21 protein-coding genes and 1 tRNA gene are annotated in these 20,900 nt (G+C 64.2%); 9 read left to right on the top strand and 13 right to left on the bottom strand.

The annotated features are described in order from the left end of the window. The first annotated feature begins 128 nt into the window (after nucleotides 1-128). Entirely contained in the window at nucleotides 129-476 is a 348-nt protein-coding gene (locus QO207_RS17330) for a YggL family protein (RefSeq protein WP_301533567.1), read from the top strand. A 13-nt stretch (nucleotides 477-489) separates the two neighbouring features. Here the strand turns inward: QO207_RS17330 and QO207_RS17325 are convergent, their stop codons facing one another. Continuing rightward, nucleotides 490-882: a response regulator gene (locus QO207_RS17325; protein WP_301533566.1), complete on the bottom strand. Its 393-nt coding sequence runs from the start codon at nucleotides 880-882 to the stop codon at nucleotides 490-492. 903 nt (nucleotides 883-1,785) lie between these two features. Between QO207_RS17325 and QO207_RS17320 the strand changes: the two genes are divergently transcribed. After that, on the top strand, nucleotides 1,786-2,412 hold the full coding sequence (locus QO207_RS17320; protein ID WP_017519319.1) for a response regulator transcription factor: 627 nt from the start codon (nucleotides 1,786-1,788) through the stop codon (nucleotides 2,410-2,412). An 8-nt stretch (nucleotides 2,413-2,420) separates the two neighbouring features. Further along, nucleotides 2,421-6,062: a transporter substrate-binding domain-containing protein gene (locus tag QO207_RS17315; protein WP_301533565.1), complete on the top strand. Its 3,642-nt coding sequence runs from the start codon at nucleotides 2,421-2,423 to the stop codon at nucleotides 6,060-6,062. A gap of 15 nt (nucleotides 6,063-6,077) precedes the next feature. Here the strand turns inward: QO207_RS17315 and QO207_RS17310 are convergent, their stop codons facing one another. The 5 genes from QO207_RS17310 to QO207_RS17290 form a co-directional block, all read right to left on the bottom strand. Continuing rightward, nucleotides 6,078-7,409 (bottom strand): deoxyguanosinetriphosphate triphosphohydrolase, encoded by a 1,332-nt coding sequence (locus QO207_RS17310; protein WP_301533564.1) that lies wholly within the window; start codon nucleotides 7,407-7,409, stop codon nucleotides 6,078-6,080. A gap of 70 nt (nucleotides 7,410-7,479) precedes the next feature. Further along, nucleotides 7,480-8,646: an EAL domain-containing protein gene (locus QO207_RS17305; protein ID WP_301533563.1), complete on the bottom strand. Its 1,167-nt coding sequence runs from the start codon at nucleotides 8,644-8,646 to the stop codon at nucleotides 7,480-7,482. Nucleotides 8,647-8,751: 105 nt separating this feature from the next. Then, nucleotides 8,752-9,096, bottom strand: a complete 345-nt coding sequence (locus tag QO207_RS17300) for a hypothetical protein (protein WP_301533562.1) — start codon at nucleotides 9,094-9,096, stop codon at nucleotides 8,752-8,754. Then, the gene (locus QO207_RS17295) at nucleotides 9,093-9,473 is read right to left on the bottom strand and encodes a phage holin family protein (RefSeq protein WP_301533606.1); all 381 of its coding nucleotides are present in this window, start codon (nucleotides 9,471-9,473) and stop codon (nucleotides 9,093-9,095) included. The genes QO207_RS17300 and QO207_RS17295 overlap by 4 nt, the downstream gene beginning before the upstream one ends. A 15-nt stretch (nucleotides 9,474-9,488) precedes the next feature. After that, a complete protein-coding gene (locus tag QO207_RS17290; protein WP_301533561.1) occupies nucleotides 9,489-9,806 on the bottom strand; it encodes a YqjD family protein in 318 nt (105 codons plus the stop codon). Between the two features lie 405 nt (nucleotides 9,807-10,211). Here QO207_RS17290 and QO207_RS17285 point away from each other — a divergent pair, with 405 nt between their 5' ends. Then, complete coding sequence (locus QO207_RS17285) at nucleotides 10,212-11,420, top strand: ammonium transporter (RefSeq protein ID WP_301533560.1); 1,209 nt, start codon at nucleotides 10,212-10,214, stop codon at nucleotides 11,418-11,420. A gap of 71 nt (nucleotides 11,421-11,491) precedes the next feature. Here QO207_RS17285 and QO207_RS17280 read toward each other — a convergent pair whose 3' ends face one another. The 3 genes from QO207_RS17280 to QO207_RS17270 all read right to left on the bottom strand — a co-directional run bounded on the left by QO207_RS17280 (nucleotide 11,492) and on the right by QO207_RS17270 (nucleotide 14,477). Continuing rightward, entirely contained in the window at nucleotides 11,492-12,763 is a 1,272-nt protein-coding gene (locus QO207_RS17280; protein WP_301533559.1) for an OprD family porin, read from the bottom strand. A gap of 175 nt (nucleotides 12,764-12,938) precedes the next feature. Next, the gene (locus QO207_RS17275; RefSeq protein WP_301533558.1) at nucleotides 12,939-13,805 is read right to left on the bottom strand and encodes an MBL fold metallo-hydrolase; all 867 of its coding nucleotides are present in this window, start codon (nucleotides 13,803-13,805) and stop codon (nucleotides 12,939-12,941) included. Nucleotides 13,806-13,880: 75 nt separating this feature from the next. Further along, on the bottom strand, nucleotides 13,881-14,477 hold the full coding sequence (locus QO207_RS17270) for a glutathione S-transferase family protein (protein ID WP_301533557.1): 597 nt from the start codon (nucleotides 14,475-14,477) through the stop codon (nucleotides 13,881-13,883). A gap of 182 nt (nucleotides 14,478-14,659) precedes the next feature. Here QO207_RS17270 and QO207_RS17265 point away from each other — a divergent pair, with 182 nt between their 5' ends. Genes QO207_RS17265 through QO207_RS17255 form a run of 3 tightly spaced genes read left to right on the top strand, consistent with a single transcriptional unit; the run spans nucleotide 14,660 to nucleotide 16,412 of the window. Then, on the top strand, nucleotides 14,660-15,217 hold the full coding sequence (locus tag QO207_RS17265; RefSeq protein WP_301533556.1) for a TetR/AcrR family transcriptional regulator: 558 nt from the start codon (nucleotides 14,660-14,662) through the stop codon (nucleotides 15,215-15,217). 28 nt (nucleotides 15,218-15,245) lie between these two features. Next, a complete protein-coding gene (locus tag QO207_RS17260) occupies nucleotides 15,246-15,485 on the top strand; it encodes a glutaredoxin family protein (RefSeq protein ID WP_301533605.1) in 240 nt (79 codons plus the stop codon). 51 nt (nucleotides 15,486-15,536) lie between these two features. Then, on the top strand, nucleotides 15,537-16,412 hold the full coding sequence (locus tag QO207_RS17255; protein ID WP_301533555.1) for an NAD(P)-dependent oxidoreductase: 876 nt from the start codon (nucleotides 15,537-15,539) through the stop codon (nucleotides 16,410-16,412). A gap of 112 nt (nucleotides 16,413-16,524) precedes the next feature. Here the strand turns inward: QO207_RS17255 and QO207_RS17250 are convergent. The 3 genes from QO207_RS17250 to mobA all read right to left on the bottom strand — a co-directional run bounded on the left by QO207_RS17250 (nucleotide 16,525) and on the right by mobA (nucleotide 17,645). Then, nucleotides 16,525-16,601: transfer RNA gene (locus QO207_RS17250), tRNA-Pro, on the bottom strand. A 143-nt stretch (nucleotides 16,602-16,744) separates the two neighbouring features. Continuing rightward, nucleotides 16,745-16,966 (bottom strand): YgdI/YgdR family lipoprotein, encoded by a 222-nt coding sequence (locus QO207_RS17245; RefSeq protein ID WP_253448783.1) that lies wholly within the window; start codon nucleotides 16,964-16,966, stop codon nucleotides 16,745-16,747. A 91-nt stretch (nucleotides 16,967-17,057) separates the two neighbouring features. Further along, complete coding sequence (mobA, locus tag QO207_RS17240) at nucleotides 17,058-17,645, bottom strand: molybdenum cofactor guanylyltransferase MobA (protein WP_301533554.1); 588 nt, start codon at nucleotides 17,643-17,645, stop codon at nucleotides 17,058-17,060. Nucleotides 17,646-17,715: 70 nt separating this feature from the next. Here mobA and moaB point away from each other — a divergent pair, with 70 nt between their 5' ends. Together moaB and glp are read left to right on the top strand one after the other, a co-directional pair. Continuing rightward, nucleotides 17,716-18,255, top strand: a complete 540-nt coding sequence (gene moaB, locus QO207_RS17235; protein ID WP_184586989.1) for a molybdenum cofactor biosynthesis protein B — start codon at nucleotides 17,716-17,718, stop codon at nucleotides 18,253-18,255. Then, nucleotides 18,252-19,466, top strand: coding sequence for a gephyrin-like molybdotransferase Glp (gene glp, locus QO207_RS17230; RefSeq protein WP_301533553.1), 1,215 nt, complete (start codon nucleotides 18,252-18,254; stop codon nucleotides 19,464-19,466). The genes moaB and glp overlap by 4 nt, the downstream gene beginning before the upstream one ends. A gap of 256 nt (nucleotides 19,467-19,722) precedes the next feature. Here the strand turns inward: glp and QO207_RS17225 are convergent, their stop codons facing one another. Continuing rightward, the gene (locus QO207_RS17225; RefSeq protein ID WP_301533552.1) at nucleotides 19,723-20,751 is read right to left on the bottom strand and encodes an AraC family transcriptional regulator; all 1,029 of its coding nucleotides are present in this window, start codon (nucleotides 20,749-20,751) and stop codon (nucleotides 19,723-19,725) included. Between the last annotated feature and the right edge of the window lie 149 nt (nucleotides 20,752-20,900).

The following is a 20,900-nucleotide window of genomic DNA, read 5'->3' as shown; positions in this document are numbered from 1 at the left end:
TGCTGTATGCGCAGGCGTTCGGCTGCCGATCGTCATGCAGCCTGCTTGCGGAGTTGCTTGGCAAGCCGGGCGCATGCTGACGCCGAGCTTTCAAGCCAATTCCACTGTCATGTCCAGGAGAGTTCCGGATGGCCACTCAACGTTCCCGTCGTTTGCGCAAGAAGTTGTGTGTCGATGAATTCCAGGAGCTCGGATTCGAGCTCAGTTTCCAGTATCGGGAAGGGCAAAGCGAAGAGGCCGTGGAGGCTTTCATGCAGCGCTTCGCTGCCGTTGCCGTGGAGCCCAATGATCTGGTCTACAGCGGTTGCGACGAATACGGTTTCATCTGCCTGGCTCGGCGTGGCTCGGTCGATGAACAGCAGCGGGCACAGATCGAGGGTTGGTTGAAACAACAACCTGAACTGGCAAGCTTCAAAGCCGGCCCGCTGGCGGATGCCTGGTATCCGGATCAGCCGGTCAATCCCGCCGCTCCCTGAGTGGGGCTGACACTCAAAGCCCTTCGGCTTCCAGGGTCCGCATCAGCGCCCATTGGTCCAGAGGCTTGGTCATGCAGGCCAGGACCGGCAGGCCGCGGGCCTTGAGGTCTTGCTGCAGCGAGCGCAATTCGTCTTCTTCCCGGCAACTGAGCAGGACCGCCTGGCGAATCCGGCCGGCACTGGCCAGCTCGCGCAGCAGTTCTACGCCACTGGTGCCTGGCAGGTTGATATCGCAGAGCAGCAGGTCGAAGGGCTCGCTGCGCCGTTCGCATGCGGCGCGCGCTTCATTGGCGTCCAGGGCGGGTGTCAGGCGGAAATAGCCCATGCGGTTCAGGTGCATCTGCGTGGCGATGAGCTGGAAGGGATGGTCCTCGACGACCAGGATGCTGAATTTGTTGTCCTGCACGGGGACAGACTCCTTGAAAGTGTCGATGGCAGTTGCTGGCCATCGATATGGATGGGGGCGGTTCAGCTGCGCTCCGGGGCATTGACTGCGGAAATATTGGGGGCTTGTTGCTCCAGGTCGGATTCGTTTTTCAAGGCTTCCATGTGGAAGTTTTCATGTGAGTTTTCGCGGAAAAAAAGTCGCCCGTGAGTTGATGTTTTCTATATCGATAGTTTTCTTGGACTTTGGTCTTATTGCCAGGTTTCGGGATTGTTGAGCGGATTTTCGATCGATGCTTAAGCTATATCTGAGAATCATGAATTTATTCAGGCGCAGTTTGTGATTTAACTGAGAAGTGTATTTTCTGACATGTGTTAGCGCTTTTTCATTCAAGTCGCCTTCCAGATTCCCTGCCTACTTGAAACCTCTTGATTCCATATCCGTCTCGGCCGATTTAAATGCCGGGAGCATCGTCCTGAAAGCAATTTGTCTGATCGGTACAGTCTGCTGGCGAGCATCGCTTCGGGAGCCATTTTTTACTCGCTAACTGCTGATTTGCAGAAGCATTCTTCAGAGTTTGGCGACCCCGGAGCAGGGTTGATTTTCAGACTGCTGGACCTTTGATGTCCGGTGTGGGAGATCTGCGCTTGAGCATAAGGGTTCCGGCTAGGCGGGATATGCAGAGATAGTGCCGGGGTTTCTCAGGGATCGAAGTCAGCATTTCTACTGAGTCATGTAAGAATATTCTTGCTGGCGGGTTGGGCTAAAGAATTACTGAGAGGTGGTTTGTAGGATTTATATAGATGTTGCGTAGGAATTCCCTCTAATCACAAATAATCAGGGTGGACAATCTCGACATACTGAACTTGGCATATATCTTACCCGCGGACATTTCATTTGAACGAGTCGGTGGGAGGAAGGTTGATGAGCAAAGTTCTTATTGTGGATGATCATCCGGTCATTCGAATGGCGATGCGCGTACTGCTGGAAAAGGAAGGGCATGTGATTGTCGGTGAAACCGATAATGGCGTGGATGCGCTTTCGCTGGTCAAGGACCTGGTCCCCGACCTCGTAGTCCTGGATATCGGTATTCCCCGACTGGACGGGCTGGAGGTGATCAGCCGCATTTCTGCGTTCGAGCTCCCGCTCAAGGTGCTGGTGCTCACCGGCCAGAGCGCCTCGCTGTTCGCCATGCGCTGCATGCAGGCCGGCGCCTCGGGTTTCGTCTGCAAGCAGGGTGGCCTGGCGGAACTGATCAGTGCGGTCAATGCAGTGGTCGCCGGCTACAACTATTTCCCCAGCACCGCTGTGCGCCAGACCCGTCGCAACAATGGCCAGATGGATGATCAGGAGCTCATCCAGCGCCTGTCCGACCGGGAGATGGCCGTTCTCCAATACCTGGCCAACGGCTATTCGAACAAGGAAATCTCCGAGCAGATGTTCATCAGCAACAAGACGGTCAGTACCTACAAGACCCGATTGCTACTGAAGCTCAATGCTCATTCGCTGGTCGATCTGATCGAGTTCGCCAAGCGAAACGCGCTGGTCTGAGGTGTCTGATGTACCGCTTCCGCTTCATCATCGGCGCGTTACTGCTCATCTGCTGCGGATGGGTGATGGCGGAGCATCCTGATTGGACGTCCGTAAATCTGCTGGCCAGATCGGCGGACGAGCCGGTCAGGGTACAACTGTCCGACTCCGACTGGCATTGGCTGCGGGAGAAGCGAACGCTGCGGGTGGGGGTGACCGCGCCGGACTACGCGCCGTTCGACGTCACCGCCAGCGGCACCGATCTCGAAGGCATCACGGCGGACTTCGTCGGCATCATTGCCGATACCCTCAATGTCCGGGTGGAAGTGCGCCGCTACTCCGATCGGGGCGCTGCCGTGGCGGCGCTCCAGCGCGGGGATATCGACCTGCTCAGTCGCTCCACCCGCTACGAGTCGACTCGGCCGGGAGTTGTCCTGTCCGTGCCGTATTTCGTCAATCAGCCGGTGGTCATCGGGCCGGTGGGTATGCGCATGGACCGTGCCGAGGAACTCGCCGGCAAGCGCATCGCCGTCGTCAGCGACTACTTCGCCACGGATGAGCGCGACAGATACTTGTCCGGGGCTTCCATACAGGCTTACCAGTCGGTACGTCAGGCGCTGGAGGCAGTCGCCTTCGGCCAGGCCGATCTGTACGTCGGTGACGCATTCAGTGCGCAATACCTCATCAGCCAGGGCTATCTGGCCAATCTCAAGCTGCTCAATTTCGCCAGCTTCAATGGGGCGGGTTTCAGCTTCGCGCTGAACGCCGCCAACCCGGAACTGCTGAATATCATCGACCGCACCCTGGCCGCCATTCCACGTCAGGCGAAGGGGGCCGTCCAGCGTCGCTGGAGCCCGGGCGGAGCCTACTCAATCGCCAGCCAGCGGCTGATCCTGACCCCCCAGGAACAGCGCTGGCTCGATCGACATCCGCGCCCGGTAGTGGTGGTGGACCAGGCATTGGCACCGGTGTCCTTCTTCGATGCCCAGGGACAGTTCCGTGGCATAGCCGCCGATCTTCTGGAGCTGATCCAGAGTCGCACCGGTATCGACTTCGAAGTACGCCCACAGGGCAGCGTTACCGCCATGCTGGACCAGGCGCGCAGTGGCAAGGCTGAAGTGATCGGCGCTCTCACGCCCACCGCACAGCGGGAAGAGTGGCTCGGTTTCACCCGTCCTTACATGACCGCGTCCTTCGTCGTCGTCGCCTCCGGCAAGGCACAGTGGCTACACACCCTGGATGACCTCAACGGTCGCCGCGTGGCGGCTCCCAGGGGCTCGGTGATCGCGGACTTCCTGCGCACCAAGCACCCGCAGGTGAAGCTGGTCGAGGTCGAGAATAACGTCGACGACCTCTCGATGATCAGCGAGGGCAAGGTGGATGCCGGCATCCACCTGCTGTCCTCGGCCAACTACCTGATTTCCCGCTATTACCCGGACCTCAAGGTCGCGCTGGCGCTGGACCGAGAGCCTGGGCAGTTTTCCCTGGCCGTATCGCAATCGGACCCGGAGCTGTTGAGCATCCTCAACAAGGCGATCCTGGCCATTTCGCCCGAGGACATGAGCAACATCGTCACGCGCTGGTCCGCCAGCGTGGAGCGGCCGGACAGCGTCTGGCAGGGATATCGCACCCGGTTCGTCCAGCTCGCCTGGGGCGCTGCTCTCGCTCTGCTGCTGGTACTGCTGTGGAACTGGCGGCTGTGGCTCAAGGTGCGCCGCCGGCAGGACTCGGAGAAGGAACTCAACTACCGCCTGGAGTTCAAGCGTGCCTTGATCGACGGCATTCCGCAGCCGGTGGCCGTGCGAGATCGCGAGGGGCGACTGGTGACGTGCAACATTGGCTTCCTCAAGGAAACCGGCATGGATCGCGAGGCTGTCGTCGGCACACGGGTGAATGACTGCTCCTGGCTGGCGCCGCGAGACGCGGAGACTTTGCAGCAGATCCATCTGCAGGCGATGGAGCAGGACGGCAAGGTGGCTTCTGACCTGGTCCTGCAGATCCTCGGCGAGGTCCGCGAGATCCACTATTGGGCGACGCCCTACCGTGGGCCGGGAGGGGAAGTGTCCGGTGTTGTATCCGGCTGGATCGACGTTACCGAGCGCGAGCGCCTGCATCATCAGCTGGAGGCGGCCAAGGAGCAGGCCGAGGAGGCCAACCGTGCCAAGAGCACCTTCCTCGCCACCATGAGTCACGAGATCCGCACGCCGATGAACGCGGTGATCGGCATGCTGGAGCTGGCGCTGACACGCGCGGACCAGGGGCACTGGGAGCGCGAACCGGTCGAGGTGGCCTACGACTCCGCGCGCTCGTTGCTGACGCTGATCGGCGACATTCTCGACGTCGCCAAGATCGAATCCGGCCGCCTGACGCTAATGCCCGAGCGCGCGCACCTGCGCGGGCTGGTGGAATCCGTGGCGCGGGTGTTCGACGGGCTGGCTCGGCAGAAGGCACTTGAACTCCGGCTGGAGATCGAGGCCGAGGCTGCCTGCGATGTGCTGATCGATCCGCTGCGCTTCAAGCAGATCCTCTCCAATCTGGTCAGCAACGCCATCAAGTTCACCGACGTCGGCCACGTGAAGATCCGCGTGTCCGGCGAGCGGGTGGATGGTGAGCGGCTGGCGCTGGAGGTCAGCGTGAAGGACAGCGGCATCGGTATTTCCGAGGACGACCAGCGCCAGCTGTTCGAGCCTTTCAGTCAGGTTGTCCACAGCAGCAACACCAGCCGCGGCGGCACCGGGCTGGGGCTGACCATCTGTCGCAAGCTGGCGGAAATGATGGGTGGAACCGTGCGCATGGAAAGCCATCCGGGGCAGGGCACCACGGTTACGGTCAAGCTTCTGCTCCAGACCCTGGAGGGCATGCCGGAGATCGAGGCCGTGCCGGCCCTGGCGCCGCGGCAATCCGAGCGCACGCTGAAGGTGCTGGTGGTCGATGATCACGTGGCCAACCGCATGCTGCTGACCCAGCAGCTGGAGCACCTGGGCCATCAGGTCGAGGTGGCGTCCGATGGCCAGCAGGCCCTGCAGCTCTGGCATCCGGGGGATTTCGACCTGGTGATCACCGACTGCAACATGCCGGTGCTCAACGGCTATGGTCTGGCGCGAAAGATTCGCGAACTGGAGGCGGACATGGAAGCCGAGCCCTGCGTGATCTACGGCTTCACCGCCAATGCGCAGCCCGACGAGGTGGAAAATTGCCGGCGCGCCGGGATGAACGATTGCCTGTTCAAACCCATCGGCCTGGATAACCTGCGTCAGCGTCTGGAGCAGGTGCCCAAGAGCACGGCTTTCGACGACGAGAAAGAGGATGACGGCGCTCAGGACCCCGCATTCAACCTGAAGTCGCTACGGGAAATGACCGGTGGCAATCCGGGGCTGATCCGCCGGCTGCTGGAGGAGCTCTACAGCAGCAACCAGGTCGATATCGGCCAGCTCTGGCCGCTGTGGGAGGCGGGTGACTGGCGGCAACTGGCGGATCTTGCGCACCGCATGAAGGGGGCTGCGCGGCTGGTCAACGCCGAAGCCCTCCAGGACCTGTGCGGCAAGCTGGAAGGCGGTTGCAAGGACGGTCTGGATCGGCAGGAGTTGCGTCAGCGCGCTCTGAGCGTCAAGCAGGCCATGGCGGACCTGCAGGACAGTCTGCAGCACCAGCTGCGTCACCTCGCCGCCTGATCCACCAGGGGCGCCTCAGACCGGGCTGGAGCGCCCGGTCATTTCGCGGGCCATTTCGGTCGCGTAGCTGTCGGTCATGCCGGCGATGAAGTCGGTCACGCGCAGGAAGGAGCGATAGAGCGTCCAGCTCGGGTCTGGCGCGTAGTGGCTCAGCAGGTCGAGGATGCGCTGATTCTTGAACGACGGCGTGCTCTGGCGGTGCTGCTCCAGCACGGCGCCACAGAAGGAGTTCAGCAGGATTTCCAGGGTGGTGTAGGCACCGATCTCGTGCAGCGTCTTGCGCTTGTCCTGGAAAATCTTCTCCCGCGCCATCGCCTTGGCGCGCTGGACGCAGCGCTTGGCCGGGCCGTGCATGTGTTCCACCAGGTCGCCCTGCAGAGTACCGGCAAGTAGCGCCGGCTCCTGTTCGACGAAGGCGCGGGCGGCGGCGTTGGTCAGGTGCTCGATGGCCTTGCCGCGCAGGATTGCCATCTTGCGCCGGCGCGAGTCCTTGGGGCCGAGCTGGCGGTAGGTTTCCGGCAGGTCGTCGTCGACCAGGTCGAGCAGCAGCGCTTCCACTTCGCTGTAGTCGAGCAGCTCCATTTCGACGCCGTCTTCCAGGTCGATCAGGCCGTAGCAGATATCGTCTGCCGCCTCCATCAGGTACACCAGCGGGTGGCGCGCCCAGCGCTCGTCCTCCAGTTGCGGCATGCCCAGCTTCTGGGTGATCTGCTCCAGCAGCGGCAGCTCGCTGCGATAGCAGCCGAACTTGTGCTTCTTGTAGCCCAGCGAGTCAGCGTGACGCGCCGTCCACGGGTACTTGAGGTAGGTGCCGAGGGTGGCGTAGGTCAGCCGTGTGCCACCGTCGAACTGGTGGTACTCCAGCTGGGTGAGGACGCGGAAGCCCTGGGCGTTGCCTTCGAAATGCAGGAAGTCCGAGCGCTGCTCCTCGCTCATGGAGTCCAGCCAGCCGCGCCCGGCGGCCTGCTGGAACCAGTGGCGGATGGCATCTTCGCCGGAGTGGCCGAAGGGCGGATTGCCGATGTCGTGGGCCAGGCAGGCGGACTGTACGATCACCCCCATGTCCGCCGGATCGCACCATTCCGGCAGGCGGTCGCGGAGGATTTCGCCGACGCGCATGCCCAGCGAGCGGCCGACGCAGCCCACTTCCAGCGAGTGGGTCAGGCGGGTGTGGATATGGTCGTTGCTCGACACCGGGTGCACCTGGGTCTTGCGCCCCAGGCGGCGGAAGGCGCCGGAGAAGATGATGCGGTCGTGGTCCTTGTGGAAGGCGCTGCGGCCAAGTTCGGCGCTGCTGTGCACCGGTTTGCCGAGACGTTCCCGGGGGAGCAGGGTATGCCAGTCCATAGGTCTTTTTCGCATTCAGAAGAGATACCGGCAACGCTAGCCGTTCGCGCCGGCAATCTCAATCGCGGCGCTAGAGACCTTCGGCGTCTATGTCGATGAGCAGAAGGCGTCGACCCTGGTCGATGAACTGGCCGGCGGTCATGCAGTACTGGTTGGTGGTGGCGTCACGGTAGGTGTTGGACAGCGTCAGGCGGCGCTCCTCCCAGCCTTCGGCGAGCAATTGGTAGAAGTACGGGCGCCAGGACCAGTTGTGCCCCAGGTAGCGACGGTTCTCCTTCCAGAACAGGCCGTTCCACTCCAGGTTCGGCGAGGTCTGGGTGCCGTGGCGGTCGCACTGGTAGATGCGCAGCAGGCGATTGAAGGAGTCAGGTGCTGGCGGCAGGCTGCTGAGCATCGCGCCGCCCTCTGCCCAGGGGCGCAACATGTTCATCAGTTCCGCGAGTTGCTGGCGCAACTGGATGAGGTTGGCGCGTTCCTGCAGCTTGCGGTGCACGTACTGGTCGCGGCGCTGGGCGAAGACATCGCGGAAGGCGTCGCTGGCGGGGAAGTCCAGTGCCGGCTTGGCGAACAGGAAGCCCTGCACGTAGCGCGCGCCGCACTCCAGGGCGAAGTCCATCTCTTCTTCGGTCTCCACGCCTTCGGCGATGATCCAGCAGCCGGTCTTCTCGGCCATCTGCGCCAGGGCCTTGACCACCTCGCCGCTGGGGCCGCCGCGGGCGGCTTCCTGGAACAGGCGCATGTCCAGCTTGAGGATGTCCGGTTGCAGGGCCAGCACGCGGTCCAGTTGCGAGTAGCCGGCGCCGAAGTCATCGATGGCGATGCGCGCACCGGCGTCGCGGTAGCGTGCGACCACTTCCGGCAGGCGCTGGTGGGCGCCCCCCAGTTCGGTGATCTCGAATACCACGCGCTCCGGAGGCACGCCCTGCTGTTGCAACTGCTTGAGGCTGGGTAGCGGCTGGTTCGGGCGCAGGCGGCTGATCCAGCGCGGCGAGATATTCAGGCTGAGGAACCAGTCGCTGGGCGCTTCGTGGATGCGCGCGAGGGCGGCATCGCGAATCTGTCGGTCGAGACGACGCAGTTCGGCCAGGCCGACGCGCGGGTTGAAGAACAGCGGGCCGACCGAGTGCAGGTCGCCGTTGTCCTGGCGCAACCGTCCCAGGGCTTCGACACCGGCGATCAGGCCGGTCGCGGTGTCGATGAAGGGCTGGAAGCAGGCGGTGGGTTGCCCGTCGATCAAGGGACACATCCTTAGTGGCGTGACTGGAAGCGCCAAGGCGCTGGTGCTTCCAGGCTTTGCAAGAATGTGGCCAGTCTGCTCCTCAGCGGTGCATCGAGCTGAGGGTCAGAGGTGCGTCGAAGGTGGCGGCGGGTCCTGCGGGTGAGCTTTGTTGCGCATCTGCAGGATCATCGGCAGCAGCGCAATCCCCAGGCGCAGGAAGCGAATCCAGCGGCGTTTGCGGCCCAACAACAGGGCCAGCGCAGCGGCGCCACCGGCGCCCCACAGGGGTGTGCTGCCGTGCAGGCTGCTGCGGAAGTTCTGGCCGAGGTTGCGTGCCTGGCGCAGGGGCTGCATCAGCAATTCGCCTTCCTGACGAATCTGCTGGCGCTGCATTTCCAGGCGCAGGCGGATGATCGCCTTGCGCAGTTCGGCGCGGGTCAGGTTACGGGCGTCCGGCATTTCGCTCATGGCAGCAGTCGCTCCCGGTCTCGGGCCAGTTCATCGAGGGTGGCGCTGAACGGCGAGCCCTCGTCGGTGACCAGCAGGTGCAGGCGCCAGGCGCAGAGCAGGCAGCCGCCGATATAGAAGAGGCACAGGCCGATAGCGGCCTGCAGCCGGTAGCTGTCCCAGAATACGATGAGCACCAGCACTGACAGGGCCACCAGCAGGAGCAGGGCGAAAACCAGCGCCAGGCCGGCCATCAGCAGCATCTGTACAGTGCGGGTCTTCTGCTCCTGCAGTTCGACGCCGAGCAGCTCCACGTGTCCGTGCAGCAGGCCGAGGACTGCGGCGCCGAAGCGCCGCAGGGAAGGGGAGTTGGCCGAAGGTTTCGATCCGGCGTCCATTCCGTCGCTCATCGATCAGCGCCGGCTGACCAGCAGGCCGAGCAGGAAACCGACGCCAGCGGCGACGCCCACCGCTTGCCAAGGATGATCACCGACGTAGTCTTCGGTGGCGTCCACGGCGGCTTTGCCTTGGTCGCGCAGCGAGTCCTTGGTCGAGTAGATGGCTTCGCGGGCGCGCTTGAGGCTCTCGTGGATCTGCGCGCGCATCTGGTCGGCTTCGGCGCCTGCCAGGTCGGCGGAGCTCTGCAGGAGTTTCTCGGTGTCGCTGACGAGGGCCTGGAATTCGGCCAGGAGTTCATCCTTGGCGGCGTTCACTGCGGTCTTGCGAGGCATGTGATGCTCCTTGTTACGGGTTGAGGTTCCTAGATTTCGAGCCCCAGGATCGCTGGAAAGTTTCTCATAAATTCACTGCGGGGCCGCGCTCGGCTGCGGGCTTAAGCCTAGCCGCTGATTTTCCCCTCGATGGTATGCCGCTTGCATTTCCCTGGTGCGCAAGGAGAGCACATTGCCCCAAGGCGGGGCGCGCCCGGAGCGCTTTCTAACCGGGAATGCTCTCTCAACTGACTGAAAAACCAAAGGAAGTACAAAAAATTGCCGAGCTGACCGGAAGGCCTGTGAGCCATTCTGGATCAGCGCCTGGCCCCCGCGTGGTGCATCACTGCTTCAGGGTGGTGCGCGGCGTGGTGGTAGCGAGCCGTTTTGGTGCTTTCCCCTTGACCCTAGGGGCTGCCTGTCGCGATGGAAAACCTCAATAGTGCCGTAGAAACGCTGGTGCACGGCTCCAATACGCTGTTCCTGCTGATGGGCGCGGTCATGGTGCTGGCCATGCACGCCGGCTTCGCCTTCCTCGAAGTGGGCACGGTGCGCCTGAAGAACCAGGTGAACGCGCTGTCGAAGATCCTTTCGGACTTCGCCATCTCGACCCTGGCGTACTTCTTCATCGGTTACTGGATCGCCTACGGCGTCACCTTCCTGCAGCCGGCGGCGCAGCTGGCGAACGAAAACGGCTACGCGCTGGTGAAGTTCTTCTTCCTGCTGACCTTCGCCGCGGCGATTCCGGCGATCATTTCCGGCGGCATCGCCGAGCGCGCCAGGTTCGGCCCGCAGCTGTGCGCCACGGCGCTGATCGTGGCCTTCGTCTATCCGTTCTTCGAAGGGCTGATCTGGAATGGCAACTTCGGCTTCCAGGAGTGGCTGAAGGCGGAGTTCGGCGCCAGCTTCCATGACTTCGCCGGCTCGGTGGTGGTGCATGCCTTCGGTGGCTGGCTGGCGCTGGCGGCGGTGGTTCTGCTCGGGCAGCGCAATGGACGCTACCGCGACGGTCGCCTGGTGGCCTTTGCGCCCTCGAATATCCCGTTCCTGGCGGCGGGCTCGTGGATTCTCATCGTCGGCTGGTTCGGCTTCAACGTGATGAGTGCGCAGTCCCTGGCCGGCGCCAGCGGGTTGGTGGCGGTCAACTCGCTGCTGGCGATGGTTGGCGGCACCGTGGCTTCGCTGCTGGTGGGGCGCAATGACCCGGGCTTCCTGCACAACGGCCCGTTGGCCGGGCTGGTGGCGATCTGCGCTGGTTCCGACCTGATGCACCCCATCGGTGCGCTGGCCACTGGGCTGGTGGCGGGGGCGCTGTTCGTCTGGGCGTTCACCGCGACCCAGGTGCGCTGGAAGATCGACGACGTACTGGGTGTCTGGCCGCTGCATGGCCTGTGCGGCGCCTGGGGCGGCATTGCCTGCGGCATCTTCGGCCAGCAGGCGCTCGGTGGCCTGGGCGGGGTCAGCCTGGCCAGCCAGGCGATCGGTACGTTGCTCGGTGTGCTGGTGGCGTTCGCCGGCGGCCTGCTGGTGTATGGCGGGGTGAAGGCGGCGGTGGGCATCCGCCTGAGCAAGGAAGAGGAGTACTACGGCGCCGACCTGTCGATCCACAAGATCGGTGCGCTCAGCCAGGACTGAGGTGCAAGGCTGCAGGAGCGAGAAACAAAAAAGCCCGGCATCTGCCGGGCTTTTTCGTCATGCCGTGCGGGTTACCAGAGCGGCATGGTGTAGCTGACGATCAGACGGTTCTCGTCGTAATCGTTGGTGTAGTTGGTACGCATGGTCGCGTTACGCCATTTCACGCCCAGGTTCTTCAGCGGGCCGTCCTGGAAGACGTAGGCGATGTCGGTGTCGCGTTCCCATTCCTTGCCTTCGCCGTCGGTGGTGATCAGGTCGATGTTGTCGCCTTTCACGTAGCGGGTCATGAAGGTCAGACCGGGGATGCCGAGGCCGGCGAAGTTGTAGTCGTAGCGCGCCTGCCAGGATTTCTCGTCCTTGTTGGCGAAGTCGCCGATCTGGATGTAGTTCACCAGGTAGGGGTCGGTGCCGTTGATGTAGGCGAAGCCGGTGTCGCCGCTCATCTTCTGGTAGCCCAGGCCGAACGCGTGGTAGCCCAGGGAGTACGTGAACATGGCGTTGAGCGCCTTGTTGTCGACGTTGCTGCCGCCGTCGTCATCGGACTTGGCCCAGCGGATGTCGGACTTCAGCGATTGCTTGTCGGCAATCGGCAGCACGTGGATCAGACCCAGGTAATGCTGCTTGTAGATGTCTTCCAGGCCGCCGTAGTGGTAGCTGGTGCTCAGGCTGTCGGTCCACTTGTAGGTGAGGCCGCCGAACAGGAACTTGTTGGACGTGAGGCTATCGCCCAGCTTGATGTTGCGCTTGCCGCCACCGGTAATGGTCATGTCCTCGTAGTCCGAGGAGTCGCGCTGGTTGACCTGGTAGAGGCGGCCGCCGTCGACGGTGAGGCCGTCGAGTTCCGCGGAGTTCAGTGCGAAACCGCTGAAGGTCTGCGGCAGCAGGCGGGTGTCGTTGAACTGCACCACCGGCATCTTCGGCATCAGAGTGCCGGCCTTGAGCGTGCTCTTGGAGGCGCGCAGCTTGGCGGTGATGCCCAGGTCGCCGTAGCTGTCCTCGGCGCGGCCGTCGCTGCGCGAGCGCTGCAGCAGGCCGGTGCCACTGCGGTCAGGCGAGGAATCGAGTTTCAGGCCCAGGGTGCCCAGGGCATCCACGCCGACGCCGATGGTGCCATCGGTGTAGCCGGATTCGTACTTGAGGATGAAGCCCTGTGCCCATTCCTCGGCCTTGTTCTGGCTCGGGGCGGGGCTGTCCTGGCGGAAGTCGCGGTTGAAGTAGAAGTTGCGCAGTTCGACGGTTGCCTTGCTGTCCTTGATGAAGTCGGCATGGGCGAAGGTCGGAACGGTCAAGCTGGTACCCAGCGTGGCCAAGGCCACGGCACGGGCGATCGGGGTCTTGCTCATTGTTATTGTCTCCTCGAGCGCTTGGGGCAGTTCGGTGATGCCGGTGGATCGGTCCGGCATGTCGATCTGTTACAGCCTATCTACTAAATCATTACCGAATGTTGACGACCCTTAGACCTTAGTCGCTGATTAGTAAGCTGGCTATTGAAGCGCTGAGCGGCGGCTGGCGCGGCTTTCACTGAATCCAGTGGGGGTAGTAGCCGAGCTTGTCCTGCACTTCGGCGTCGTGGGCCGGCACCACGGTGAGCTTTGGATAGGCAAGCATCAGTTCGTGTACGCGGGCTACTTCGGCCAGGGTCTGGTCGCGGTTGTTGTCCACCAGTCGGCGGCTGACCCAGAACTTCTCGTGCGGTCCGGTGAAGCCCGCCAGGCGCCAGGTGGTGTCGCCACTGAAGAAGAACCGGCGGCCATCTTCCAAGGTGATGAACAGCCCGACCGAGCCAGGTGTGTGGCCGCGCATCGGCACCAGCACCAGGCTGCCGTCGCCGAACAGGTCCAGGCTGCGGTCGTAGCCAAGGAACGGACCGGATTCGAACTGGAAGGGCACCCACTTCACCGGATGGCGGAACTGGCTGGGAAACACCGCTGGCGGCTGAGCGATGTGCGCGTAGTTGATCTCGTCGTAGGTGGCCCAGACCGGCACTTCGGGGAAGTCCGAGAGGCCCGAAGCGTGGTCCCAGTGCGCGTGGGACAGGATGATCCGGTCGATGCGAATGCCGCTGCCCTGCAATTGCTGGCGCGCGGGTTTCAGGCCCTCGTACTGGAACAGCGGCTTGTCCCACCAGGGCATGTCCTGCTTGAACTGCGCGTCCGCCTGGCTGCCCAGGCCGGTGTCGAACAGCAGCGTGGCGGCGTGGTGCTGGATCAGCACGGCGGTGTGGTTCAGCGGCACCTGGCGGGTCCAGTCGCCACCGGCGACGGTGAAGGCATCCAGGGTGGTGACGCCGGAGGTGCGGATCAGCGAGAAGCGCAGGTCGGCGGCCTGGACGTCCAGGCAGGCGAGGGCGAACAGCCCGGCCAGCAGCAGGGATGGCAGACGCATGGAAATTTCCTTTTCGTGCAGCGAGGAGGGCGCCGCCGTGTTCGCGGCGGCGCGCAGGGTGGATCGGCGGGTGGATCAGAGCGCCGGTTGCGCGATGTAGCCGGGCAGGGCGCGGACGCGGGCGAGCCAGTCATTCACGTAGGGGTAGCCGGACAACTCCAGGCCGCCTTCTTCGGCCAGGGCGACGTAGGGGTAGATGGCGATGTCGGCGATGCTCGGCAAGTCGGTCTGCGCCAGCCAGCGGTGATCGGCCAGGGCGGCGTCGAGCAGCTCCAGCGCATGCCGGCCCCTGGCCTGGGCAGCGGGCAGATCGCCGGGACGCTTGAACAGCTGGATCACCCGCGCCAGGGCCAGGCCGTGCTGCACCTCGTTGGCCGAGAAGCTCAGCCAGTGGGCGATGCGCCCCTGGGTGATGGCGTCCTGCGGGTACCAGTGCGGCTCGGCGTACTGCCGGGCGAGGTAGGCCAGGATGGCGTGGGAGTCGCCCAGGCGCAGCTCGCCATCCTCCAGCGCCGGCACCTGGCCGCGCGGGTTGATGGCGAGGAAGGCCGGGCGCTTGTGTGCGCCGCCTTGCAGGTCCACCGGCACCAGCTCGGCCTTCTGGCCGATCAGCCCGAGGAACAGGCGAACCTTGTAGCAGTTGCCGGAGAGTGCGACGTCGTGGAGCTTCATGGCGGGAGTCCTTTGCGCTGTTATTGTGGGGCTGCTGGGTCAGGGCAGTGGGATAGATATTAGACAGACAGGTCTGTATAGTTCAAGCGAAATGACCGTGCAGGTCGTCGGCCCCCGAGAGGTACTCGGTCTCCCCATGGGCGCCGAGCCTCGCGCATAATGTCCGGTCAGGAGGGAATGCCATGGCATCCAGCAAACGCGAGCTGCTGCTCGCCACCGCCCAGGACCTTTTCTACCGCGAGGGCTACCACGCCACCGGGATCGACCGCATTCTCGCCGAGTCGGGCGTGGCGAAGATGACGCTGTACAAGCACTTCAAGTCCAAGGACGAACTGATCATGGCGGCGCTGGAAGAGCGCCACGCACGCATGGTCGAACGCATGGAAGTGGCCGAGCGCGTCCTCGCGCCGCGCGAGGCGATCCTCGCGGTGTTCGATGGCCTGCAGGAAGTGCTGAACAGCCCCGACTTCTGCGGCTGCGCATTCATCCATGCCGCCGGTGAATTCCACGACCGCGACCATCCGATCCACCAGCAGGCCGCCGAGCACAAGGCCTTCCTCGGGCGCTTCTTCGCCGCGCAGCTGACCCGCCTGGGGGCGCCGGAGCCGGAAGCCCTGGCTCGCCAGCTACAGTATCTGCTCGAAGGCGTACTGGTGATGGCGCACATGCAGGGCCCCGCGCTGCAGGCGCGAGAGGCCCGCGCCACGGTCGACACACTGCTCAAGCACGCCGGAGTCTGAACCCATGCCGCCATCCCAGGAATCCAGCTTGCCTCCCGAATGCCAACTGTTYGGTACCCTTGGTTGCCACCTGTGCGAGGTGGCCGAAGCGGTGCTGATGCCCTTCGTCGAGCACGGCCTGCTGGTCGAACTGGTCGACATCGCCGACCGCGAGGAGTGGGTCGAACAGTACGGCCTGAGCATTCCCGTGCTGCGCCGCTGCGATAGCGGCGCCGAGCTCAGCTGGCCGTTCGATACCGAACAGGTCGCCAGCTTTCTCAGCCGCTGATTCGTCGGCGGCTTTCCCGCTCATCCATCGAACGCTGCGAGGCGCTTAGCAATGAAGATCGGATTTCTCGGACTGGGCGGCATGGGCGCTGCCATGGCTGCCAACCTGATCAGGGCCGGTCACCAGGTCACTGTGTGGAATCGCTCGCCGGCGGCAGCCGAACCGCTGGTGGAACTGGGTGCCATCGCCGCCACCAGCCCCGTGCAGGCTTTCGATGTCGAGCTGGTGATCTCCATGCTGGCCGACGACAAGTCCACCCGCGCCGTACTGCTCGACAGCGGTGCGCTGGCTTCGGCCAAGGCCGGGCTGGTGCACCTGAGCATGGCCACGCTGTCCACGGCGCTGGTCGGCGAGCTGGTGGAGCTGCACCGCGAGCAGGGCGTCGAGTTCGTCGCCGCCCCGGTATTCGGTCGCACTGACGTGGCCGCCGCCGGCAAGCTGAACATCCTGGTCGCCGGTCCCGAGGCGGCCATCGCCAAGGCGCAGCCGGTGCTCGACGTGCTCGGTCAGAAGACCTGGCCCCTGGGGGATGATCCGCTGCGCGCCGTGGTGGTGAAGATCGCCGGCAACTTCATGATTGCCAGTGCCATCGAGACGATGGGGGAGAGCGTGGCACTGGTGAAGAGCTTCGGCGTCGCACCGGCCGAGCTGCTGGATATCATGGGCAGCACCCTGTTCAACGCGCCGGTGTACCGCAATTACGGTGCGCTGATCGCCGAGCAGCGTTTCGATCCGGCGGCATTTCGCCTGGAGCTGGGTCTGAAGGACGTCGGCCTGGCGCTGTCGGCCGGCCAGGAGCAGCGCGTGCCGCTGCCGATTGCCAGCATCCTGCGTGACAACCTGCTGGAAGCCATTGCCCATGGCGACGGCGACCTCGACTGGAGCGCGCTGTCCCAGGTCGCGCTGCGCAAATCCGGGCAGCTCTGAGTCGCCCATGAAAAAGCCCGTCCTGCTGGACGGGCTTTTTTCTGCCTGCCGATCCGGGGGATAGAAATCGCAGGCAATAAAAAACCCGCCGTGAGGCGGGTTTTTCGGGATTTGGTCGGAGCGACTGGATTCGAACCAGCGACCTTCTCGTCCCGAACGAGACGCGCTACCAAGCTGCGCTACGCTCCGTTTGTTGGCGCGCATTCTACCGAAAACCATTTGATGCACAAGGGGTTAGCGAAAAATATTTGAAAATATTTTTCGCTCCCCGGTAAAACGCGAACGCCCCGCAGACCGGTCAGGCCTGCGAGGCGTTTTCATCGCCGGGAGAATCAGAGGTCCTTGACGGTACGCACCTGATCCTTGTTCACACGGGCGGTTTTGCCATCCAGCTGTTCGAACTCATAGAAGCCGGATTCGTCGTCGTACTTGGGTTTGTCGACCGATTGAATCTCGCGTCCATCGTTCAGGGTGATGACGGACGGGGTGGAGCAACCAGCGAGCACGCTAAAGCCCAGGGCGAGCAGGAAGGCGGGAAGCATCCGTTTGTTCATGGGTGAATCTCCTGATGAGCGAACAAAAAAGTACGAAAAGTCTGACCGGGGCCTTTGCACCATAGTTCCCGGAAAATTTTCGAACGCGCCGCTATCGACCGTGATAGAGCAGCTCTGGGGTGTTGAAATTGGCCAGGCGCGGCTCGTCGGCCGGGCAATCCACGGCCTTGAGACCCAGTTTCAGGAAGGCATGGCGCGGGCTGCGGTCGCCTGACTGCCAGGCCTGTTCCACCCCCGCGCGCATGGCCACCGGCACGATGCAGAACAGCGGCTCCCACTGTGCAGCTCGGCGCAGCATGTGCACGACTTCGGGCTCCTCGGCAGAGGCGCGCAGCAGCCGCTCCACCAGGGGCGCGTCCAGCAGCGGCGCATCGCAGGGCAGCACCAGCAGGTGGGAGTGGCGGGCCACGGCCAGGCCGGCGCGGATGCCGGTCAGCGGGCCGGGGAAGTCCGGGCTGTCGTCCTGCACCAGGCGGTCGGCGTAGGCGGCGTAGCGCTCCTGGTTGCGGTTGCAGGAGATGATCAGGTCATCGCCCAGTGGACGGGCGAGGTCGACGGCGTAGCTCACCAGCGGGCGGCCCTGCCATTCCAGCAGGCCCTTGTCCTGGCCGCCCATGCGCTGGCCGCGTCCACCGGCGAGGATCAGGACGGAACAGGGGGGGAGCGGGGCTTGTGGCATGTCAGGGTCTCCAGAGCGGGCCTGTGATATAACACCGCGCATTCCAACCTCACAAGCAAGGGCCCTCATCATGAGCCACAAGGCCGAGCAGCCATTCGTCCCGCTGAACATCGCCGTCCTCACCGTCAGCGACACCCGTACCGTGGAAACCGACACCTCCGGCCAGCTGTTCGTCGACCGCCTGAAGGCTGCCGGGCACAACCTGGCCGCCCGCGTCCTGCTCAAGGATGACCTCTACCGTATCCGCGCCCAGGTCGCGACCTGGATTGCCGAAGATGAAGTGCAGGTGGTGCTGGTTACCGGCGGCACCGGCTTCACCGGCCGCGACAGCACCCCGGAAGCCGTGGCCTGCCTGCTGGATAAAGTGGTGGATGGCTTCGGCGAGCTGTTCCGGCAGATTTCCGTGGCCGACATCGGCACCTCCACCGTGCAGTCCCGCGCCCTGGCCGGGATGTCCAATGGCACCCTGGTCTGCTGCCTGCCGGGCTCCACCAACGCCTGCCGCACTGCCTGGGACGGCATCCTCGCCGAGCAGCTGGACGCCAGCCACCGCCCGTGCAACTTCGTCCCGCACCTGAAGAAGGCGGCGCCCTGCGAGAGCCGCGGATGAGCTGCTGTGACAAGCCGGGCCTGTTGCCGGTCGAGGACGCCCTGGCGCGTCTGCTGAGCCTGGCCGAACAGTCCCCGATCCGTGAAACCGAAACCCTGCCACTGAGCGCGGCGGACGGCCGCGTGCTGGCCGAGCCACTGCTCGCCGGCCTGGACCTGCCGCCGTGGCCGAACAGCGCCATGGACGGCTACGCCCTGCGCCTGGCCGACTGGCAGGGCGAGGCGCTGCCGGTCAGCCAGAAGATCTTCGCCGGGCAGGCAGGCGAACCGCTGCAGCCGGGCACCTGCGTGCGCATCTTCACCGGTGCGCCGGTGCCGCGAGGCGCCGACTGTGTGGAGATGCAGGAAAACGCCGAGGTGCTGGAAGACGGCCGCGTGCGCTTCCTCGAAGCCCTTGAGGTTGGCCAGCATATCCGCCCGCAAGGCCAGGAAACCCGCAAGGGTGACTGTGTACTGCCTGCCGGCACGCGCCTGGGACCGATCGAAATCGGCCTCGCCGCCTCGCTCGGGCATGCCGAACTGCAGGTGCGCCGTCGTCCGCGCGTGGCCCTGCTGTCTACCGGTGATGAACTGGTGGAGCCGGGCCAGCCGCTGGCGCTGGGGCAGATCTACAACAGCAATCGCTACCTGCTGCGCACCTGGCTGCAGCGATTTGGCTGCGAAGTGGTCGACGCCGGCATCCTCCCGGATGATCTGGAACGTACCCGTGCGGCCCTGGCCGGGCTGTCGGATGTGGACCTGATCCTTTCCACTGGCGGTGTTTCCGTCGGCGAAGCGGACTTCCTCGGCGCGGCCCTGCGCGAGGCGGGCGAACTGGCGTTGTGGAAACTGGCGATCAAACCGGGCAAGCCGCTGACCGTCGGCCACTACCAGCAGGTGCCGGTGATCGGCCTGCCGGGCAACCCGGCGTCCACCCTGGTGACCTTCGCGCTGCTGGCACGCCCCTACCTGATGCGTCGCCTCGGCATGCAGAAGGTCGAGCCGCTGCGCGTGCAGGTGCCGGCCGGGTTCAACTGGACCAAGCCGGGCAACCGCCGCGAATACCTGCGCGCGCGCCTGGAGAATGGCCGCGCGGTGCCCTATGCCAACCAGAGCTCCGGCGTGCTGCGCAGCGCGGCCTGGGCCGAAGGGCTGGCGGAGGTGCGTGAGGGCGCGACGCTGGCCGAAGGCGATTGGCTGACCTTCATTCCGTTCAGCGAACTGCTCGACTGAGTCTGCTTTTCGTAGGACCGAGGGGGCGCCCAGCCTTTGCTCGCGAACATTCCGCGCTTCGGTGTGAGGCGGTTCGCGAGCAAGCTCGCTCCTACAGAGGCGCCACGGCACTCGTGCTTTTGTAGGAGCGGACTCTGTCCGCGATGTCTTGTTGGCCTCTCCTTGGTGAGCCTGGCGCGGCGATCGGCCAATCGCGGACGGAGTCCGCTCCTACGCAAGGCCGAACCTGCTCGCCGCTCGATGAAAAACGCCGGTCTCAGACCGGCGTTTTTTTATGCTGCTGGCGATACTCGCCCGGCGTCTGGTCGGTCCAGCCCTTGAAGCTGCGGTGGAACGAGCGCGACTCGGTGAAGCCCAGGTACTGGGCAATGTCCTGGATCGGCAGGTCGCTGTGCACCAGGTAGTGCTCGGCCAGTTCCTGGCGCAGTTCGTCGAGGATCTGCTGGTAGCTGGTGCCGGCCTGTTGCAGGTGGCGCTGCAGGGTGCGTACGGTCATCTCGAAGCGCTCGGCGACGCGCTCCTTGCGCGGCAGACCGTCTTTCAGCAGCAGGCGCAGGGCGTTCTTCACCCGCAGCGGCAGCGGCTCGTCGTCGTCCAGTTCGGCCATCAGCGCCAGGGCGTGTTCTTCCAAGGTACGCAGCAGGTTGGCGTCGGCCTGGCGCAGCGGGTACGCCAGCAACTGCAGGGGTACCAGCAGGGCGCTGAAGGGCTGCTCGAAGCGCACCGGGCAGCCGAACAGTTGCTCGTACTCGGCCACGTCGGTGCCCTCGGGCTGCGCGTGCTCGAACCAGACCTCCTGCGGCGAGCCATTGGTGTCGGCGATCCAGCGCGCATACAGCAGCCACGACGCCAGCACGTTCTCCACCATGTGCCGGCGGATCTGCGCGGCCTCGTGGCGGCAGTTCCAGATCAGCTTGATGTGGTCTTCGCCCGGCTCCAGGCGGCTGACGCCCATGTCGCCGACCAGCTTTTCGTAGGGAATGATGCGGCCCATGGCTTCGCCCAGGTTGGCGCAGTTCATGGTGATGTAGCCCAGCACGCTCCACGAACCGGGCTGCACGAAGCGCGCCGAGTGCAGGCCGAACAGCGGATCGCCCGAGTGCGCACAGAGGTGCTGCAGCAAGCGCTCGTGGGCTTCGCTGGGCAGGCGCTGGCTGTTGTCGTTCAACTGCGAACGCTCAAGGCCCGCCGCCTGGAGGGCGACGTCCAGATCCATGCCGAGGGACTCGGCGTGGCGCAGGTATTTCAGCAGTGCGGGGACGGATGTGTAGCCGAGGGAATGCATGGCGTGAGTTCTTGTTCTGGGTGTCTCGATCGGCAACTGCGCCTGTCTTGATCCGACAGTGACAGGGCAGGGCGGCTGGCTAGTATAGGCAGCCATCAAGCGGCACCGAAATAGCAATCGAATTAGCGGGTTCAGACCCTGAACAGGAA

The organism is Pseudomonas sp. CAN1 (assembly GCF_030462585.1).
In the GTDB taxonomy this organism is placed as follows: Bacteria; Pseudomonadota; Gammaproteobacteria; order Pseudomonadales; family Pseudomonadaceae; genus Pseudomonas.
This window is presented reverse-complemented; position numbering and strand designations above follow the sequence as displayed.

Coding starts and splice junctions, on each gene's coding strand:
- QO207_RS17285 (WP_301533560.1), top strand. CDS start 10,212: ATGGAAAACCTCAATAGTGCCGTAGAAACGCTGGTGCACGGCTCCAAT.
- QO207_RS17275 (WP_301533558.1), bottom strand. CDS start 13,805: ATGCGTCTGCCATCCCTGCTGCTGGCCGGGCTGTTCGCCCTCGCCTGC.
- QO207_RS17225 (WP_301533552.1), bottom strand. CDS start 20,751: ATGCATTCCCTCGGCTACACATCCGTCCCCGCACTGCTGAAATACCTG.
- QO207_RS17310 (WP_301533564.1), bottom strand. CDS start 7,409: ATGGACTGGCATACCCTGCTCCCCCGGGAACGTCTCGGCAAACCGGTG.
- QO207_RS17245 (WP_253448783.1), bottom strand. CDS start 16,966: ATGAACAAACGGATGCTTCCCGCCTTCCTGCTCGCCCTGGGCTTTAGC.
- QO207_RS17330 (WP_301533567.1), top strand. CDS start 129: ATGGCCACTCAACGTTCCCGTCGTTTGCGCAAGAAGTTGTGTGTCGAT.
- QO207_RS17315 (WP_301533565.1), top strand. CDS start 2,421: ATGTACCGCTTCCGCTTCATCATCGGCGCGTTACTGCTCATCTGCTGC.
- glp (WP_301533553.1), top strand. CDS start 18,252: ATGAGCTGCTGTGACAAGCCGGGCCTGTTGCCGGTCGAGGACGCCCTG.
- QO207_RS17265 (WP_301533556.1), top strand. CDS start 14,660: ATGGCATCCAGCAAACGCGAGCTGCTGCTCGCCACCGCCCAGGACCTT.
- QO207_RS17300 (WP_301533562.1), bottom strand. CDS start 9,096: ATGAGCGAAATGCCGGACGCCCGTAACCTGACCCGCGCCGAACTGCGC.
- QO207_RS17270 (WP_301533557.1), bottom strand. CDS start 14,477: ATGAAGCTCCACGACGTCGCACTCTCCGGCAACTGCTACAAGGTTCGC.
- QO207_RS17295 (WP_301533606.1), bottom strand. CDS start 9,473: ATGGACGCCGGATCGAAACCTTCGGCCAACTCCCCTTCCCTGCGGCGC.
- QO207_RS17320 (WP_017519319.1), top strand. CDS start 1,786: ATGAGCAAAGTTCTTATTGTGGATGATCATCCGGTCATTCGAATGGCG.
- moaB (WP_184586989.1), top strand. CDS start 17,716: ATGAGCCACAAGGCCGAGCAGCCATTCGTCCCGCTGAACATCGCCGTC.
- QO207_RS17290 (WP_301533561.1), bottom strand. CDS start 9,806: ATGCCTCGCAAGACCGCAGTGAACGCCGCCAAGGATGAACTCCTGGCC.
- mobA (WP_301533554.1), bottom strand. CDS start 17,645: ATGCCACAAGCCCCGCTCCCCCCCTGTTCCGTCCTGATCCTCGCCGGT.
- QO207_RS17255 (WP_301533555.1), top strand. CDS start 15,537: ATGAAGATCGGATTTCTCGGACTGGGCGGCATGGGCGCTGCCATGGCT.
- QO207_RS17280 (WP_301533559.1), bottom strand. CDS start 12,763: ATGAGCAAGACCCCGATCGCCCGTGCCGTGGCCTTGGCCACGCTGGGT.